Annotated in this window: 14 protein-coding genes and 2 riboswitches; of the genes, 9 read left to right on the forward strand and 5 right to left on the reverse strand. The window is 68.0% G+C overall.

Features of this window, described 5'->3' with window-relative positions; all coding sequences use genetic code 11:
* Positions 1–8: 8 nt before the first annotated feature.
* The 5 genes from OC550_RS19860 to OC550_RS19880 form a co-directional block, all read right to left on the reverse strand.
* A complete protein-coding gene (locus tag OC550_RS19860; RefSeq protein ID WP_262107660.1) occupies positions 9–1670 on the reverse strand; it encodes an ABC transporter ATP-binding protein in 1662 nt (553 codons plus the stop codon).
* A gap of 8 nt (positions 1671–1678) precedes the next feature.
* Complete coding sequence (locus tag OC550_RS19865; protein WP_262107661.1) at positions 1679–2554, reverse strand: ABC transporter permease; 876 nt, start codon at positions 2552–2554, stop codon at positions 1679–1681.
* A 17-nt stretch (positions 2555–2571) separates the two neighbouring features.
* A complete protein-coding gene (locus OC550_RS19870; protein WP_262107662.1) occupies positions 2572–3531 on the reverse strand; it encodes an ABC transporter permease in 960 nt (319 codons plus the stop codon).
* A 6-nt stretch (positions 3532–3537) separates the two neighbouring features.
* Entirely contained in the window at positions 3538–5193 is a 1656-nt protein-coding gene (locus tag OC550_RS19875; RefSeq protein WP_262107663.1) for an ABC transporter substrate-binding protein, read from the reverse strand.
* Between the two features lie 382 nt (positions 5194–5575).
* On the reverse strand, positions 5576–5992 hold the full coding sequence (locus OC550_RS19880) for a CoA-binding protein (protein ID WP_262107664.1): 417 nt from the start codon (positions 5990–5992) through the stop codon (positions 5576–5578).
* Between the two features lie 140 nt (positions 5993–6132).
* Positions 6133–6244: riboswitch (SAM riboswitch) on the forward strand.
* A 12-nt stretch (positions 6245–6256) separates the two neighbouring features.
* Between OC550_RS19880 and OC550_RS19885 the strand changes: the two genes are divergently transcribed.
* The 9 genes from OC550_RS19885 (at position 6257) to OC550_RS19925 (ending at position 17496) form a co-directional block, all read left to right on the forward strand.
* Positions 6257–7468 carry a cobalamin-independent methionine synthase II family protein gene (locus tag OC550_RS19885; RefSeq protein ID WP_262107665.1) on the forward strand — a complete coding sequence of 404 codons (1212 nt, stop codon included), beginning with the start codon at positions 6257–6259 and terminating at the stop codon, positions 7466–7468.
* Positions 7469–7750: 282 nt separating this feature from the next.
* Entirely contained in the window at positions 7751–8593 is an 843-nt protein-coding gene (locus tag OC550_RS19890; protein WP_262107666.1) for an ABC transporter ATP-binding protein, read from the forward strand.
* A 110-nt stretch (positions 8594–8703) separates the two neighbouring features.
* The gene (locus OC550_RS19895; RefSeq protein WP_262107667.1) at positions 8704–9753 is read left to right on the forward strand and encodes an aliphatic sulfonate ABC transporter substrate-binding protein; all 1050 of its coding nucleotides are present in this window, start codon (positions 8704–8706) and stop codon (positions 9751–9753) included.
* On the forward strand, positions 9753–10676 hold the full coding sequence (locus tag OC550_RS19900; RefSeq protein ID WP_262107668.1) for an ABC transporter permease: 924 nt from the start codon (positions 9753–9755) through the stop codon (positions 10674–10676). Before OC550_RS19895 ends, OC550_RS19900 begins: the two co-directional genes overlap by 1 nt.
* Positions 10667–12658 (forward strand): acetate--CoA ligase, encoded by a 1992-nt coding sequence (acs, locus tag OC550_RS19905; RefSeq protein ID WP_262107782.1) that lies wholly within the window; start codon positions 10667–10669, stop codon positions 12656–12658. Before OC550_RS19900 ends, acs begins: the two co-directional genes overlap by 10 nt.
* Before the next feature lie 389 nt (positions 12659–13047).
* Positions 13048–13344, forward strand: a complete 297-nt coding sequence (locus OC550_RS19910; protein WP_262107669.1) for a hypothetical protein — start codon at positions 13048–13050, stop codon at positions 13342–13344.
* 780 nt (positions 13345–14124) lie between these two features.
* Positions 14125–14224: riboswitch (SAM riboswitch) on the forward strand.
* A 117-nt stretch (positions 14225–14341) separates the two neighbouring features.
* Complete coding sequence (gene sfnG / locus OC550_RS19915) at positions 14342–15523, forward strand: dimethylsulfone monooxygenase SfnG (RefSeq protein WP_262107670.1); 1182 nt, start codon at positions 14342–14344, stop codon at positions 15521–15523.
* The gene (locus tag OC550_RS19920; protein ID WP_262107671.1) at positions 15524–16999 is read left to right on the forward strand and encodes an O-acetylhomoserine aminocarboxypropyltransferase/cysteine synthase family protein; all 1476 of its coding nucleotides are present in this window, start codon (positions 15524–15526) and stop codon (positions 16997–16999) included. It begins immediately after the preceding gene.
* The gene (locus tag OC550_RS19925; protein ID WP_262107672.1) at positions 16996–17496 is read left to right on the forward strand and encodes a CoA-binding protein; all 501 of its coding nucleotides are present in this window, start codon (positions 16996–16998) and stop codon (positions 17494–17496) included. The genes OC550_RS19920 and OC550_RS19925 overlap by 4 nt, the downstream gene beginning before the upstream one ends.
* Positions 17497–17574 lie beyond the last annotated feature (78 nt).

Raw genomic sequence — 17574 nt, forward strand, 5'->3', positions numbered from 1 at the left:
CAAGGTCCTTAATTCGTTGAGGCGGCGAGGGTCCGCAGCCGGTGGCCGGGGTTCGAGTCGAGCAGCAGGCGGGTGTACTCGTGCTGCGGGTCGCCGAAGATGCGGGCTGTTGGTCCGGTTTCCACGAGACGGCCGCGGCGCATGACTCCGACTTCGTGCGAGATCCGTTCCACGACGTGCAGGTCATGCGAGATGAAGAGGTAGGTCAGCCCGAGTTCACGCTGCAGCTCCTCGAGCAGGGCCAGGATCTGCGCCTGGGTCAGCACGTCCAGGGCGGACAAGGCTTCGTCGAGCACCAGCGTCCTGGCTCCGGCGGCCAGGGCACGGGCGATCGCGACGCGCTGGCGCTGCCCGCCGGAGAGCTCCATCGGCCGGGCGGAGGCCGCCCGCACAGGGAGGTTGACCTGTTCCAGCAGTTCGGCGACCCGCGCCCGCTGGTCCGTCCTGCTGCCGAGGTCGAAGTTCACCATGGGCTCGCTGATGATGTCGCGGATGCGCAGCCTCGGATCCAGGGCAGAGTCGGGATTCTGGTAGACCAACTGCAGCGTCCGCCACAGCTCGCGCTTGCCACGCCCGTCCAGACCGGTCATGTCCCGACCATGCACCAGGACCGAACCTTCTGTCGGATCGAGCAACCGCATGAGCATGCGGGCGGTGGTCGACTTCCCGGAGCCGGACTCACCCACCAGCGAGAACGTAGTGCCCGGACGAACGCCGAAGGAGACAGCGTCCACAGCCCGATGGGCGCCGCCGCGTTCGAAGACTTTGACCAGCCCTCGCGCCTCCAAAGCGAAGGGACCGCCAACGGATTCTGTGGCAGCGGCTGCCGGGGATGCGGCCCGTCCCGGGGCAGCCTCCTCGAGCAGCCTGACGGTGTACTCGTCCTCCGGCCGGTTCAGGATCCGCTCCACGCCCCGGTCTTCACGGACGGTCCCGGCCCGCATCACGACGATACGGTCCGCGTGGTCGGTGGCCACGGCCAGATCGTGGGTGACGAAGATGACCGCGGTGCCATATTCCTTGGCCAGGCGGTCGAAGACTTCAAGCACGGTGCGCTGGACTGTGACGTCCAACGCGGAGGTGGGCTCGTCGGCGATCAGCACCTGGGGTTGCAGGCTGAAGGCGATGGCGATAAGCACGCGCTGCTTGAGTCCGCCGGAAAGTTCATGCGGGTACTGCCGCAGCCTTTCCTCCGGCCGGTCGATGCCGACCAAGGTGAGCAGGCGGATCACCTCGGCGCGGAGTTCGCTGCGGCTGCGGCGCCGCCCGTCGCGGTGCAACCGGAACACCTCGGCCACCTGCGAGCCTATGGTCCTGACCGGGTCCAGGGAAGTGCCTGGATCCTGCGGGACCAGGCCGATGCGCCGCCCGCGGATCCGCCGGAACTCCTTCTCGGACAGGGACGCCAAGTCGGTGCCGTCGAAGTCGATGCTCCCTCTGATCCGGGCCGTCGCCGGCAGCAGGCCGAGGACAGAGCGGGCCAGAGTGGTCTTGCCGGAGCCGGATTCACCGACCAGCGCAACGATTTCCCCTGCCCGCAGGGCAAGGTCCACTCCGTCGACGGCGGCGGTCCCCGACTGGTATTCGACCTTCAGCCCGCTGATGGCCAGCAAGGGGGCGGTCTGCGGCTGGGCCGGCGGCGCGGCGGGGTCGGCATTGATTACGCTCACGGGTCCTCCTAGAACCTGAAGATCTTCAGCAGTTGGCGGCCGAACCCGGCCAGCAGCACGACAGCGGCAACGATGACCAGGCCGGGCAGGCTGGTCATCCACCATGCACTGCCCAGGTACTGGCGGCCTTCGGAAATCAGCAGACCCCACTCAGGTGTCGGCGGCGGGGCCCCGAAGCCGAGAAAGCCGAGCCCGGAGATCGCCAGGATGGCGGCGCCCAGGTCCACGGCCAGCAGCGACAGGACCGGCCCGGTGGCGTTGGGCAGGATGTGACGCAGGACCACGGACCGGTAGGTGCCGCCGCTGAGGAAGGCGGCCTCGACGAAGTCCAGGTTGCGCACCCGCAGCACTTCGGAGCGGACTACCCGGGCGAAAGAGGCGATGGAGGCAATCCCCACGCCGACCCCCAGCGAGACCGGGCCCGGTTCGAATGCCGTGACGATGATCAGCGAAATCAGGAAGCCCGGGACGGCCAGCAAGACGTCGACAAGGCGCATGGTCGCCGCGTCGGCGGCACGCCCGGCGGTCGCGGCGACGAGGCCGATGACCGTTCCGGCGACCAGTCCGATCAGCACGGCGAGTCCGGCTGTGAGCAGGGTCTGCGAAGTCCCGTGGACGACCCGGGCGTAGATATCCCGCCCGAGGTGGTCCGTGCCGAACCAATGCTGTGCGCTGGGCGCCAGGAACTTCTCCGCGCCCACTCCGGCGATCGGGTCGGCCGTAGTGAACAGGCCGGGAAACAGTGCCCAGCCGAGCACCAGGATCAGCGGCAGGGCGGTCAGCCACAGCCCGGTCCGGGCCGAGGGACGACGGCGGGCGGGCGCCGGCGCAGTCGTGATCTGTGCGGAGGATGCCCCAGCAGGGTTTTCAAGGTGCAGAGTCATGACGGGCTCGCTTCGGGTCAGACGGCCAGGGCCCGCGGAGAGCCCTGGCCGTTGGACTTGAGGATGCGCGGATCAAGCAGCGGGTAGAGCAGGTCCACAACGAGGTTGACGGCGACAAACACGGTGGCCGTCAACAGCACCAGTCCCTGCACCAGCGGCACATCCTGGGTAGTAACCGCCTGCAGCACCACGGCGCCGAGGCCGGAGCGCGCGAACACCGTCTCGGTGATGACGGAGCCGGCCAGCAGGGTGCCGACAGTGATGCCAGTGATGGTCATCGCCGGCCCGCCCGCATTCTTCAGCGAGTGGCGGAAGAAGATCCAGGAAGCCGAGGCCCCCTTGGCCCGCAGCACGTCGATAAACGGCTGGTTGTAGACGGTATCGATGCTCTTGAGCAGCACCTGGGCGATCGGGGCCGAGACATGTACCCCGAGCACGAACACCGGCACAGCCAGGGACAGGAAGGACCCGTCCGGGAACAGGGACATTACGCCCCAGCGGATGGACAGCAGCTCCAGCAGCACGAGCCCGAGCCAGAACACGGGCACGGCGGCGAAGAGCGGCGGCAGGTTCAGCACGATCTTCCGCAGCAGTGCCGAACGGGTCAGAGTGGCAACTGTCACGACCGCCAAGGCAAGCACCACGGCGGTGGCGAAGGCGGACACGGCCAGCGCGATGGTGGAACCGACGACCCCGCCAATGCGCAGGGCCACCGGCTCCCCCGATGCCAGGGAGTAGCCGACGTCGCCGGTCAGCAGGCCGCCCAGCTGGGCGAAGTATTGCACCAGCAGCGGCTGGTCATAGCCGTACTGGCGCTTCATGTTGTCGATGGTGGCCTGTTCCACGGCAGAGTCCGTGCTCAGGAAGATCGTCACCGGGTCGCTGGGCAGCAGTTGCACGGCGAGGAAGATGACGGTGTAGGCCAGCCAGATGACAAGCAGCGCCTGCCCGATCCGTTGCGCGACGTAGCGTCCCATGGCTCGTTATCCCGCGGTCTTCCAAGCGCCCTGGAAGACGGGCGCGGTACCGGAGGTGAACTCGACCTGCGTGCCGGAGTGGGCGCCGTACACCTGGACTTCGTCCCAGAGAACCAGGGCCAGGGCCTTGTCCAGGACCAGGGCGCGCTGTTCCTCGGCGACGAGTTCCCCATGCTCAGCCTCGTCGGCGGCGGCGCGCTCGGCGGCGAACAGCTCGTTGAGGTCCTTGTCCGCGTTCAGCGTCTGGGTATTGGTCTCGGGGCCGAAGACCGGGCCGAGGCCGCCGTAGGCGAACTGGCGGGTACCGAAGAACTCCACCTTGGGATCCTGCAGCGCGGTGGCCAGGAAGGTGTTGTCGGCAGCCCGGTTGACGAGCTTGACGCCGATCTCGCGCCACTGCTGTTCGATCAACTCGAAGGCCGGCTTGATCACGACGGAGTTGTTCGAGGACGTGACCGTGACCTCCAGCTTCTTGCCGTCCTTTTCGCGGATCCCGTCGGAACCGGCAACCCACCCGGCCTCATCCAGAAGCGACTTGGCCTTCTCGGGGTCATAGGCCAGATCCGCCGAGAGGTCCACGAACCCCGGGGCCCGGTGGTTGAGGATGGAGCCGGCGATCTCGTAGCTGTCCGACAGGACCGTGTCCTTCAGCGCCTGCCGGTCGATGCCGACCTGCAGCGCCTGCCGGACCTTCTCATCGGCCAGCTTGCCGCTGCCGATGCGCACGGCCGCCATGTTCGCGGTCAGGTCAATGCCTCTGGCAGGCAGCACCTGGTTGCCGCCGGCCGTCACGGCAGCCTCATCCGCAGGTTGCAGGCCGCGGACCAGGTCCACCTGCCCGCTCTGCACTGCGCCCGCGCGGTGCGCAACCTCGGGCAGGTACTTCACCACGACCTTGTCCAGATAGGCAGCACCCTGGTTCTTTGCGGTCTCCGGCGCCCAGGCATAGTCGGCGCGCTTGGCCAGCACGATCTCCTCGTCAGGCTTCTCCGACTCGAAGACGAACGGGCCGGAGCCGGAAATCTTGGCGATGTCCGATTGGCCGGCGTTGTCCAGTTCCAAGGTCTTGGGCGAGACCAGTCCCGCGGCTACGGATGAGGTCGCGCGCAGGAAGTTCGCGTCCGCGCTCTTCAGCTCCACCTTCACGGTGTCTTCATCCACGACTTCCGTGGACTCGTAGGCGGAAAAGTCCACGTTCGGCTGGATCTGGGCCTTCTCCAGCCCCTTGCCTAGTACGTCAAGGTTGGCCTTGACGGCCTCGGCGTCCAGCGGAGTGCCGTCGCTGAAAGTCACGTCCGGGCGGATGTCGAAGGTGAACTCCGTGTTGTCCGCGTTGCCGCTGAACTTGGAGGCGATCCAAGGCACGAGCTTGCCCGATTCGGCGTCGAAATACGTCAGCCTGTCGAGCACGCTGTTGAGCACGTTGGCTTTCTCGTAGAAGCGCGCCGACTGCGTCTGGAAGTTATTGATGGGGGTGACTTCGGCGAAGACCAAGGTCCCGCCCTGGACCGGCTCGCTGCTGTTGGCGGCAGGCTCCGCGCCGCCGCCGGAGTTGCCGCCGCATGCAGTCAGCAACAGGGCAGAGGCGGTCAGTAGGGCGGCAGCCCGGGCCCGGCGGAAGCGGCGGGGCGAGCGCGGCTCGTTCTTGTCTTTGGTGGCCATGAAGGCTCCTCTCGGTCAGTACCGAGGAACGCCATTGCCCAAGGACCTGACCGCGCGGCAGCGAGGCAGGGACCAACGGGAAGATGCGGCTAACTCCATCGGTCCTGGCAGGAGCACCCTACGGAGCATGTCCTACCGCGCGGTGCGCGGCCCTCGAACATGTCCCTTGTTATCGACGCGGATCCAGGGTGATCCGGCGTGACCAGGGTTGCTGCAGCGTCATAGAGCCAGGTCTCTCAGCTGCTCGGGATGGTTACGCAACCAGTGTGAGGGGCCACGGGTCACACTGAAAATAGCCTGCGTCACAACTCGTCATGAAGGGAAATCTTCTTGCGTGCCGCCCGCGTGCCTGCGGATGGCAGCGAACCGCAGCCGCAAGCCGCTAGAGCCCGAGGGCCGGGGCTTCGATTATGGGACAGGTGTCCATGACGACGTCGAGGCCGGCGGCTTTGGCGCGTTCCGCGGCGGCCTCGTCGATGACGCCGAGCTGCAGCCAGACGGCCTTGGCGCCGGCTTCGATGGCTTGGTCCACGACGGGACCGACCTTCTGGGAGTTGACGAAGCAGTTGACCACGTCGATGCCGCCGGGGATGTCGGCGAGCTTCCGGTACCCCTGCCGCCCGTGCACGTCTTCGCCCTTGAGGTTGACGGGGATGATGTCCATGCCGCGCTGGTCCAGCATGTACCGGGAGACGCCCAGTGCCACCCGGCGCGGGTTGTTGGAAAGGCCGACGACGGCCCACCGGGCGGGCGTGGTGAGCAGCCGCTTGATGACTTCCGGATCGTTGACGTGGCCCATACGGTCAGCCTATCGCCGGGCCGGGCCGCCGGACAGGGCCCGCGCCAACCCCGCGGCCGCCGCGCGCGCGGCGGGAAGCCGCCCTGCCGCCGTCGTTCATGGATTTGCCAGGACGGGCCGCCATGCCGTTGAGTAAGGGCATCCCATCCCGAGCGGCCGAGAGACCTGGATCGATGAAGCCGCAGCAACCGACCCGATGAGCGCCTCACAGGCCCTGCCACGGAACGGTGCTACTGCCAGGACCGATGGAAAGGCAGCTCAGCTATGTCCCTGAACACCGACCACATCCGCGTCACCCATGCCGGTTCCCTGCCCAGAACGCCGGAACTGATCGCGGCCAACGAGGCGAAGGAAGCCGGCGGCATCACCGAGGAATTCCGCCGCCTGCTCGCCGACTCGGTGGCCGACGTCGTCGAACGCCAGAAGAACCTCGGGATCGATATCCCTAACGACGGCGAGTACGGGCACACGATGTCCTCGTCCGTCGATTACGGGGCCTGGTGGAACTACTCGTTCGCCCGGCTCGGCGGCCTCGAGGCCACCGACGTGGACCGCTGGGCGGACACCCAGGTCCACCGCTCGTCGCCCGGCAACATCGTGCTGACCACGTTCACGGACCGGCGCGACCGGGTGAAGTTCAACGACGCCTACACCGACCCGTCCGCCGGGATCCTGGCGCACCGGAAGTCCGTCAAGCAGCCAAAGATCGCGGGGCCGCTAACGTACACCGGACAGGATCTCGTGGCCTCGGACGTGGAGAACCTGAAGAAGGGGCTGGCCGCGGCAGGGCTTGAAGAGGGGTTCGTGGCGGCGCTCTCCCCCGGCTCGTGCGCGCGGATCGCGAACGACTATTACAAGACGGACGAGGAGCTGGTCTACGCCTGCGCCGACGCGATGCGCGAGGAGTACAAGGCGATCATCGACGCCGGCCTGACCGTCCAGCTCGACGACCCCTCGCTCGCCGAGAGCTGGGACCAGATCAACCCGGAGCCGGCACTGGAGGACTACCTGAAGTTCATCCAGTGCCGGGTCGAGGCCACCAACTGGGCGCTGCGGGACCTGCCGGCGGAGCAGATCCGGCTGCACGTGTGCTGGGGCTCCTGGCACGGCCCGCACACCACGGACATCCCGTTCGCGGACATCATCGGCTCCGTCCTGCAGATCAACGCCGGCGCCTACTCCTTCGAGGCGGCCAACGTCCGGCACGAGCATGAGTGGCGGGTCTGGGAAGACACCAAGCTGCCCGAGGGCAAGTCGATCATTCCGGGCGTGGTCTCGCATGCGACGAACGTGGTGGAGCATCCGGAGCTGGTGGCGGACCGGATCGAGCGCTTCGCCAGGCTGGTGGGGCGCGAGTCCGTCATCGCGTCGACCGACTGCGGGCTGGGCGGGCGGGTGCACCCGCAGATCGCCGTCGCCAAGCTCGAAGCGCTCGGTGAAGGCGCGCGGATCGCCACCCGCCGGCTCTGGGGCTGAACCGGCAGCGCCTCATCCGGCGGGCCAGCCGGCGGCCGGCCGAGCGGCCTTTGTTACGGCGGATGAGGTGCGGGTTTGCCGGAAGCCGCCCGGTGGCGGTTCAATAGGCCTTGACCATCCCGAGCGGCTGAGAGACCTGGCTCTACGACGCCGCAGCAACCCTGGTCGCCGGAGTTCTGCCGTGAACGCCGACGATATCGAGGTTCACCGCCGCGGGCCGGTGCATCTGCACCGAAGGCGTGATCCGTAGGGTGCTACTGCCAGGATCGATGGAGTGATCCCATGACTGCTTTGGCATCTTCTGCCCGCCCCTCGGCCGCCGCATCCTCGCAGGCACGCCGCCCCGACCTGTCCTCCGCCCTGCCGGTCTCCTTCCGCAGGCTGCGCCGCACCTTCGGCACCGGTGGATCGGCGCACACCGTCCTGCGCGACATCGATTTCGAGGTGGAGCGCGGCGAGGTCCTGGCCATCCTCGGCCCGAGCGGCTGCGGCAAGTCCACCCTGCTGCGCGCCACCGCGGGTCTGGACGCCCCGAGTGCCGGCACCGTCAACATAGGTACGACGCCGGTCCGAGGCATCGATCCGCGCTGCGCCTTTGCGTTCCAGGAGCCGAGGCTGCTCCCCTGGCACACACTGCAGGCCAACGTGGCCATCGGCCTGCCGAAGTCCGCGAGCGCCAAGGACGGCAGGGCCAAGGTCGGGCGGCTGCTGGAGCTGGTGGGCCTGGACAAGTTCGCCAAGCACCGGCCGCGGGAGGTCTCCGGCGGCATGGCCCAGCGCGCCTCGCTGGCCCGGGCGCTGGCCCGCAACCCCGGCGTGCTGCTGCTGGATGAGCCGTTCGGCGCGCTGGACGCCCTGACGCGGATCAAGATGCAGGACCTGCTGCTCGATATCCACGCCGCCGAACCGACCACGGTCCTGCTGGTGACGCATGATGTCGACGAGGCGCTCCAGCTGGCAGACCGGATCGTCGTCCTCGGCAAGGAAACCGGACGCGAAGGCGACGGCGCCACGATCGTGCGCACCGTCGTCGTACCCGGCGAACGCCCGCGCGACCGCGGCTCCGCCGAGCTGGCGCGAATGCGCAGCTCCCTGCTGGAAAGCCTAGGCGTCGAGGGCCATTAGCCCCCGCCCGGGCCCTCACCGGCGGACCCAGAGCACAACCGAACCTCTTGAAACTCTTGCTGAACCTGCAGCGCCCTCTCCTGCGCTGCGCCTGATCCGAAGGACCTGACATGCCGATCTCCCGCCGATTCACCCGCCGTTCCCTGCTCGGTGCGGCCGCCGTTGCCGCCTCCGCCTCCCTAGCCCTGACCGGCTGCGTCGCAGGCGAGGACTCCGAGGCCAGCGCCGGGGGCTCGGCCGCCGCCAGCGACGGCGTGCTGAACATCGACTTCGCCACCTACAACCCGCTGAGCCTGGTCATCAAGGAAAAGGGCTGGCTGGAGTCCAGCCTCGCCGACCAGGGCGTCGAGGTGAACTGGGTGCAGTCGGCCGGCTCCAACAAGGCCAACGAGGCGCTGCGCTCCGGCGCCATCGACGTCGGCTCCACCGCCGGCTCCGCGGCGCTGCTGGCCCGCGCCAACGGCTCGCCGATCCAGGCCATCAGCCTGTACTCGCAGCCGGAATGGGCCGCCCTGGTCACGCTGCCGGACTCGGGCATCGACTCGGTGGAGGACCTGAAGGGCAAGTCCGTGGCCGCGACCAAGGGCACCGACCCCTACTTCTTCCTGCTGCAGTCGCTGGAGGAGGCCGGGCTGTCGCAGGACGACGTGACCGTGCAGAACCTGCAGCACGCGGACGGCCTCACCGCCCTGAACAACGGCTCCGTTGACGCCTGGTCCGGGCTGGATCCGATCATGGCCGGCGCGGAGCAGGATGGGGCCGAGCTGTTCTACCGGAACCTGGACTTCAACACCTACGGCTTCCTGAACGCGACCGAGAGCTTCCTCAAGGAGGATCCGGAGGTCGCGCAGACCGTCGTGAACGCCTACGAGAAGGCCCGCGCGTGGGCGGCCGAGAACCCCGAGGAGACCGCACAGATCCTCGCCGACGTGGCCGGGCTGGACCTTGAGGTTGCGACGACGGTGATCACCGAGCGCAGCAACCTGGACGTGGATCCGGTGCCGGGCGAGACGCAGCGGGCGGTACTGGAGAAGATCGGTCCGGCCTTCGTGGAGACCGGCGACGTGGCCAACCAGAAGCAGATCGACGACGCGCTCGGTTCCCTCCTCAATGACTCGCTGGTGAAGGCGGCCGATCCGGCCGCGATCAAGGAATCCTGATGACGCATCTCGGGAATCCGGCTTCCACCGGCAACAGTGTTACCGCCACCAGCAAGGAAGGCCTCGAGGCTGCTGGTATCGCGGTAACCACCGCAGGCGCCGCCCAGCCTCCCGCCCCTGATCAGGGCGGCCGCACCCCGGCAAACGGATGGTCCCCGGCCGGGGTGCTGGAAAAGGGCTGGGCGCGCCTGCTGCTTGGACTGCTCCTGCCCGCGGCGCTGATCGGCGCCTGGCAGTGGAGCACGTCGGCAGGACTTTTCAGTGTAGTGCAGCTGCCGCCGCCGGCCATGGTGTTCGAGGCGGCCGTGGACCTGATCCAGCGCGGCGAACTGGGCAAGCACGTGGCGATCTCGACGCAGCGCGTGCTCATCGGTTTCGGCCTCGGGGCCGGGCTTGGCCTGGCGTTCGGCGCCCTGGTGGGCCTGTCCCGCGTGGCGGACGTGCTGCTGGCGCCGACCATCGGCGCCCTGCGGGCCGTGCCGTCGCTGGCCTGGGTCCCGCTGCTGATCCTCTGGATGAAGATCGGCGAGGACTCGAAGGTCACGCTGATCATGATCGGCGCGTTCTTCCCCGTCTTCACCACCGTGTCGCTGGCCCTGCGCCATGTGGACCGCAACCTGGTGGAGGCCGGCAGGGCCTTCGGACTCAAGGGACTGAAGCTGCTGACCACGGTCCAGCTCCCCGCCGTCGTTCCTTCCGTCTTTTCCGGACTTCGGCTGGCGCTGGCGCAGGCCTGGCTGTTCCTGGTGGCCGCGGAACTCATCGCGTCGTCGATGGGGCTGGGCTTCCTGCTGACGGATTCACAGAACAACGGCCGGACGGACCGGCTGCTGCTGGCAATCGTGCTGCTGGCAGTCATCGGCAAGATTACTGACGCCCTCCTGGGCGTCGCGGAGAAATGGGCAGTAAAACGATGGGCATAAGCATCACTGAAGAAACCTCGGTCATCGCCTGGCCGGAGCCGCAGACCGAAGAAGAGCGGATCGCGTTCTGGGAGGACGCCGCGCGGCGCCTGGAATGGGCCGAGCCGTGGCACACCGCCCACTCGGCCACCCCGGTGGATGTCGAGGCGCGCCGGGGTCCGGAGCTGCGCTGGTTCGAGGGCGGCAAGCTCAACGCCGCGGTCAACTGCGCGGACCGGCACGTGGCGGCCGGCCGGGGCGACAAGGTGGCGCTGCACTTCGAGGGCGAGCCGGGCGACCGCCGCACGGTGACCTACCGCGAGCTGCAGGAGCTGGTCTCCCAGGCCGCGAACGCGCTGCAGGGCCTGGGCATCGGCAAGGGCGACCGCGTGGTCGTCTACCTGCCGGTGCTGGTGGAAACCGTGGTCATCACGCTGGCCTGCGCCCGGATCGGCGCGGTGCACTCGCTGGTCTTCGGCGGGTTCTCGGCGGAGGCGCTGCGCTTCCGCGTCGAGGACACGGGCGCCAAGCTGCTGGTCACCACGGACGGCCAGTTCCGCCGCGGGACCGCCGTGCCGGTGAAGGACAACGCGGACGCCGCGGTCTCCGGCGAGAACGCGATCGAGCACGTCCTGGTGCTGCGCCGCACGGGCAGCGACATCGCCTGGACCGAGGGCCGCGACGTGTGGTGGCACGACGTCGTCGACACCCAGCCGCGCGTCCACGAGGCCGAGGCCTTCGACGCCGAGACGCCGCTGTTCATCATGTACACCTCGGGCACCACCGGCCAGCCGAAGGGCCTGGTCCACACCACCGGCGGCTACCTGACGCAAGCCTCGTTCAGCCACGAGTACCTCTTCTCCAACCCGGACCCGGCGCAGCGCGACGCCGACGTCCACTGGTGCACGGCCGACCTGGCCTGGGTCACCGCGCACACCTACGAGATCTACGGGCCGCTCTCCAACGGCGTCACGCAGGTCATCTACGAGGGTGTGCCCAACGCGCCGCACCCCGGCCGCCACTTCGAGATCATCCAGCGCTACGGCGTCACCAGCTACTACACGGCGCCCACGCTGGTCCGCTCGCTTATGGGCTGGTTCCCCGAGGGCATCCCGGCCGAGTACGACCTCAGCTCCGTCCGCCTCTGCGGCACGGTGGGCGAGGCCGTGAACCCTGAGGCGTGGCGCTGGCTGCGCACGCAGGTCGGGCGCGATTCGCTGGTACCCGGCCAGCCGTCGTCGGGCGTTCCCATGGTGGACACCTGGTGGCAGTCCGAAACCGGCGCCACCATCCTTTCGCCGCGCCAGACGGATGCCTCGTTCAAGGCCGGCTGCGCCACCCGCGCGCTGCCGGGCGTGGCCACGGACATTGTCGACGACGGCGGCGTCCGGGTGGGTGCCAACGTGCAGGGCAACATCGTGGTCACCAGGACCGGCCCCTCGATGGCCCGGACCGTGTGGGGCAACCCGGAGCGCTACTTCACCAGCTACTGGGAGAAGTACGCCGCCCAGGGCTGGTTCCTCGCGGGCGACGGCGCGCGCTTCGATGAGGACGGCGACACTTGGATCCTCGGCCGCACGGACGACGTCATCAACATCTCCGGGCACCGGCTATCCACCATCGAGATCGAGTCCGCCCTGGTCTCCCACCCCGCCGTGGTGGAGGCCGGCGTGTGCCCGACCTACGACGCGAAGACCGGCCACGCCGCCACCGCCTTCGTGGTGCCGCTCGACAAGTCGCTGATCGCCGCCTCGGTCGCCGCGGACCCGACGCCGGAACAGGCGGCGGCGATCGCGGCGCTGCGGGCCCACGTTTCGACCCAGATCGGGCCGATCGCCAAGCCCCGCGACGTCGTGTTCGTCCCCGACGTGCCGAAGACCCGCAGCGGCAAGATCATGCGCCGGCTGCTTACCCAGCTGTTTGAGGGCACCGCCCTGGGCGACACCACCAGCCTGCAGAACGAGCCCTGCATCGCGGACATCAAGCAGATCTGCACCCGCTAGGCCGCCGGGTCCGGGCCGCCCGCCCGCCCGGACCCGGCCCGCGCCCGGCACCTCCCCGCCCGGACCCGAGACCCCGGCACCTCCCCGCCCTCCCCGCCGTCCCGACACCCCTCACTGCCTGCCTCGAACTTCCCTCGCTTCCCATCGGTCCGCCGCAAAAGCGCAGGTCAGCTCAATGCTTGAAGCCTAAAGCAGGAAACGAACGCCAAATCGAGGGAAGTTTGTGCCTCTCGTGCTCAGGCTCCGCGGCGGAGCACCGACATGACCTGCGCCAGAACAGCTTGTGGGCGAAACACCACGTCCTCATAGACGTACCGGAGGGTCGGCAGTCCGCTAAGGACCCCTTCGTTGTTCCGCCGTCGGTCTTTGCGGAATGCGTCCCGCGTCCAGTGGAAGTCCATGCCGTCAAGCTCCACAATGAGCCGCCCTTCGATGAGCAGATCCACTCGGCCAAGGCCGCGGATCTCGACCTGTGTCTCCACGCGCAGGCCGGCTGCCCGGAACAGCTCGCGCGCTATGACCTCCAGTGGGGAGTCCGCATCCTTCCCTATTCGTTGCACGACGGCTCGGCGTGCCCCGTTTCGTGGACCAGGCAAATGACGTACGAGTTCCGCCTGGCCAACAGCCCCGCGGCGGACAGCAGACTCGGCAAGGACAAGCGCCTCCAACGGAGGACGGCATCGTAGGGTGTGCAGCACAGCGTCGATGACTGGCACATAGGCACCCGGCAGGCGATCTCCGACCAAGGCGCTGCGGTGTGTAGTGACCGATTTCGGCAGGCCCCCATGGTCTGACCAGAGATGGAGGCACTCCGGATCCTTGATGGTCCAAAGCCGCAACTCCTTTGCCGCTGAGATGCAGGTGATCAGACCGTTGACCTTCAATGCCGTCCGGATTTCCGGTTCCCCGTCGGGGACGCCCGCCAGCCCCCGACGCACTAGCTGGACTGCCCCCGCTCGGACAGCAGCTTGGATCCTTGAACGGCTGTGGCCCGCCCGCATAAGGTCTGCGTAACGGGCGGTGCCCCCCAGCCGGACGACGTCTGCCGCTAGACGTTGGTGGTCTTCCATGGCAGGAGCCTGCCGGAAGCGCTCGGCTGAATCCACCGTCGGCGGCAGTGCTGTGGACAACGCACGCATCGTGCATCCGCCAACCTCCCTCGCTTCCCGACCGTCTCCACTAAACGTGCAGGTCAGAGCGTTGCTTGAAGTCTAAAGATGGAAACGAATGCTTAACCGAGGGAGGTTCGCCGCACCGCGTTCCTTTGGGCGGCCCTCCAGGCCGGGTGGCCCTTCCGAGGCTGCGGGGAAAGACGCGGGCCGACGGCGGGAGGCCACGACGGCCACGGCCGCCCGGCAGCTGTGGAAAACCAGCGGGGACGGCGGCGGCGTTCGGGGAATTCCCGGCGGGACGCAATGCGGCTCAACATTCTTGGAGCCGCGCCGGACAGGCTGGCAGAATAGCAAGGACCATCCCGAGCGGCTGAGAGATCTGGCTCTTTGACGCCGCAGCAACCCTCCGGACCTCCCCGTCCCGGAAAGGTGCTACCGCCAGAAGCGATGGAGAGAGCGCAAGCAATCTTTGATCCGGATGGCGTCGGCCGTTCGGCAGGCGCCTGATGGACCGTCATTACCCGGGATTCCCGTTCACGCGCTTTAAGCGCCGACCATCAAGGAATTCGCCATGAGCACGACCGTCAACACCACCGTGGCCAACCTCGAAACCCCGCTGAAGTTCGCCTACTGGGTTCCCAACGTCTCCGGCGGCCTCGTCGTCTCCACGATCGAGCAGCGCACCAGCTGGGACTTCGACTACAACAAGAAGCTCGCCCGCATCGCGGAGAACTCCGGCTTCGAGTACGCCCTGACCCAGACCCGCTACGCCGCCAGCTACGGCGCGGACAAGCAGCATGAGGCCACCAGCTTCTCGCTCGCCCTGCTCGGCGCCACCGAGCGGCTCAACGTCATCTCCGCCGTCCACCCGGGCATGTGGCACCCCGGCGTCCTCGCCAAGTTCATCATCACCGCGGACCACATCTCCGGCGGCCGCGCCGCAGTGAACATCGTGTCCGGGTGGCTGAAAGACGAGTTCGTCAACTTCGGCCTCGAATGGCTCGAGCATGACGAGCGCTACGTCCGTACCGAAGAGTTCATCAACGTGCTCCGCGGCCTGTGGACCCAGCAGAACTACAGCCAGTCCGGCAAGTACTACAACATCAAGGACTTCACTCTGAACCCGGCTCCGGTGGACGTCCCGGGCCGCGCCCATCCGGAGATCTTCTTCGGCGGCAATTCCACCGCCGCCCAGGCCGCCGCCGGCCGCACCGCGGACTGGTACTTCTCCAACGGCAAGGACCTCGAGGGCTTCAAGGACAACATCGCCGGAGTCCGCGCCGCCGCTGCCACCGTCAACCGCACCCCGAAATTCGGCCTCAACGGCTTCGTCATCGCCCGCGGCACCGAGGCGGAAGCCAGGGACACCCTCCGCGAGATCGTCGAGAAGGCGCACCGCCCCGCCGTCGAAGGTTTTGCCGCCGCGGTCAAGGAAGCCGGCCAGTCCACCCGGGACGGCAAGGGCATGTGGGCGGATTCTACGTTCGAGGACCTCATCCAGTACAACGACGGCTTCAAGACCGGACTCATTGGTACACCCGAGCAGATCGCCGAACGTATTGTTGAGTTCAAGAAGATCGGCGTGAACCTCATGCTGACCGCCTACCTGCACTTCCAGGAGGAAGTCGAGGCGTTCGGCCGCGACGTACTGCCGATCGTCCGCGAACTCGAGGCGGATCTCGCACGCGCCAACGGCACCGAGCTCAACACGGCGCTGCTGCCCGCCACCAACTTCGAAGGAGCTGCCCTCTAAATGGCTGAACGCACATTCGGCTTCCGCACCCGGGCCCTGCACGCCGGCGGAACCCCCGACGCCGAGCACGGCGCCCGGGCGGTGCCCATCTACCAGTCCACGTCCTTCGTCTTCAAGGACACGGACGACGCCGCCAACCTCTTTGCGCTGCAAAAGTACGGCAACATCTACTCCCGTATCGGCAACCCCACGGTCGCCGCGTTCGAGGAGCGGATCGCCTCGCTCGAGGGCGGGATCGGCGCGGTCGCCACGTCGTCGGGCATGGCCGCGGAGTTCATCACCTTCGCCGCGCTGGCCGGCGCCGGGGACCACATCGTCGCCTCCTCGAAGCTATACGGCGGCACCATCACCCAGCTGGACGTGACCCTGCGCCGCTTCGGCGTCGAGACCACGTTCATCGACAGCACGGACCCGGCGGACTTCGCCGCGGCCATCGGCGAGAACACCAAGGCCGTCTACACGGAGATCGTGGCGAACCCGTCCGGCGACATCGCGGACCTTGAGGGCCTGGCCAAGGTAGCACACGACGCCGGTATTCCGCTGGTCGTGGACGCCACCTTGAGCACGCCGTACCTGATCCGCCCGATCGAGCACGGCGCCGACATCGTCATCCACTCCGCCACCAAGTTCCTCGGCGGCCACGGCACCACCCTCGGCGGCGTCGTCGTCGAATCCGGCCGGTTCAACTGGGGCAACGGCAATTTCCCGCAGATGACCGAGCCGGTGCCGAGCTACGGCAACGTCTCCTGGTGGGGCAACTTCGGCGAGTACGGCTTCCTGACGAAGCTGCGCTCGGAGCAGCTGCGCGACATCGGCCCATCGCTCTCCGCGCAGTCGGCCTTCCAGCTGCTGCAGGGCGTGGAGACGCTGCCGCAGCGGATGGACGAGCACCTGGCCAATGCCCGCCGGGTGGCCGAGTGGCTCGAGGCGGACGAGCGAGTGTCCTGGGTCAATTACGCCGGGCTCCCCTCGCACCCGCACCACGAGCGCGGGCGGAAGTACCTGCCGCAGGGCGTCGGCTCCGTCTTCTCCTTCGGCGTGAAGGGCGGCCGCGTGGCCGGCCAGAAGTTCATCGAATCGCTGCAGCTGGCCTCCCACCTGGCCAACATCGGGGACGCCCGCACCCTGGTCCTGCACCCGGGTTCCACGACCCACCAGCAGCTGACCGCCGACCAAATGGTCGCCGCCGGCGTGCCCGAGGACCTGATCCGCATCTCGGTCGGCCTCGAGGACGTCGAGGACATCCTATGGGACCTGGACCAGGCCCTGGCCGAGTCCCAGCGGGCCGGCGCCGAGCACGGCCCCAGCCGCGACCACGAGGACGACGCCTTCGACACCTCCGAGTTCGCCTCGCCGACCTACGCCGGCGAGTCCTGCACCGTCCCGGCGGCCCGCGCCGCCCGCACGGAACCCGGGACCCGCGTGGTCGAGTCCGTCGAGGAACTCGTCGAAGCCGAAGAAGGAGCTGCAAAGTGAGCGTTTCCGCACCCGCGCGCACCTGGGTCGGGCCGTCCGCCCCGGAGCGCCTGAACATCCTGCGCAACACCACGTCCATCGCGATCGTGGGCGCGTCGGACAAGCCCAGCCGGGCGAGCTACTTCGTGGCCACCTACCTGCTCTCGTCGAGCAAGTACAAGGTCTACTTCGTGAACCCGGTGGCCAAGGAGATCCTCGGCCAGCCGGTGTACAAGTCGCTGGCCGACCTGCCTGAGGTACCCGATCTGGTGGATGTCTTCCGCAAGCACGACGACCTGCCCGGCGTGCTGGAGGAGACCCTCGCCGTGGGAGCCAAGACCATCTGGCTGCAGCTCGGCTCCTGGCACGAAGATGTCGCCGCCAAGGCCGAGGCGGCCGGGCTCAACGTGGTGATGGACCGCTGCGTCAAGATCGAGCACGCCCGCTTCCACGGCGGACTGCACCTGGCCGGATTCGACACCGGAGTGATCTCGTCCAAGCGCCAGCTCACGGCATAGTACCTACTGAACCGGCGGCGAGGGCCGGCATCCCCAACGAGGGGGTGCCGGCCCTCCCCCATTTCAAGGTTTTTACCA

The organism is Arthrobacter sp. Marseille-P9274, from assembly GCF_946892675.1.
In the GTDB taxonomy this organism is placed as follows: Bacteria; Actinomycetota; Actinomycetes; order Actinomycetales; family Micrococcaceae; genus Crystallibacter.

Bases quoted from the DNA above. Each gene is read 5' to 3' on its own strand.
- OC550_RS19865 (WP_262107661.1), bottom strand. From the start codon at position 2,554: ATGACTCTGCACCTTGAAAACCCTGCTGGGGCATCCTCCGCACAGATC.
- OC550_RS19870 (WP_262107662.1), bottom strand. From the start codon at position 3,531: ATGGGACGCTACGTCGCGCAACGGATCGGGCAGGCGCTGCTTGTCATC.
- OC550_RS19875 (WP_262107663.1), bottom strand. From the start codon at position 5,193: ATGGCCACCAAAGACAAGAACGAGCCGCGCTCGCCCCGCCGCTTCCGC.
- OC550_RS19880 (WP_262107664.1), bottom strand. From the start codon at position 5,992: ATGGGCCACGTCAACGATCCGGAAGTCATCAAGCGGCTGCTCACCACG.
- OC550_RS19885 (WP_262107665.1), top strand. From the start codon at position 6,257: ATGTCCCTGAACACCGACCACATCCGCGTCACCCATGCCGGTTCCCTG.
- OC550_RS19890 (WP_262107666.1), top strand. From the start codon at position 7,751: ATGACTGCTTTGGCATCTTCTGCCCGCCCCTCGGCCGCCGCATCCTCG.
- OC550_RS19895 (WP_262107667.1), top strand. From the start codon at position 8,704: ATGCCGATCTCCCGCCGATTCACCCGCCGTTCCCTGCTCGGTGCGGCC.
- OC550_RS19900 (WP_262107668.1), top strand. From the start codon at position 9,753: ATGACGCATCTCGGGAATCCGGCTTCCACCGGCAACAGTGTTACCGCC.
- acs (WP_262107782.1), top strand. From the start codon at position 10,667: ATGGGCATAAGCATCACTGAAGAAACCTCGGTCATCGCCTGGCCGGAG.
- sfnG (WP_262107670.1), top strand. From the start codon at position 14,342: ATGAGCACGACCGTCAACACCACCGTGGCCAACCTCGAAACCCCGCTG.
- OC550_RS19920 (WP_262107671.1), top strand. From the start codon at position 15,524: ATGGCTGAACGCACATTCGGCTTCCGCACCCGGGCCCTGCACGCCGGC.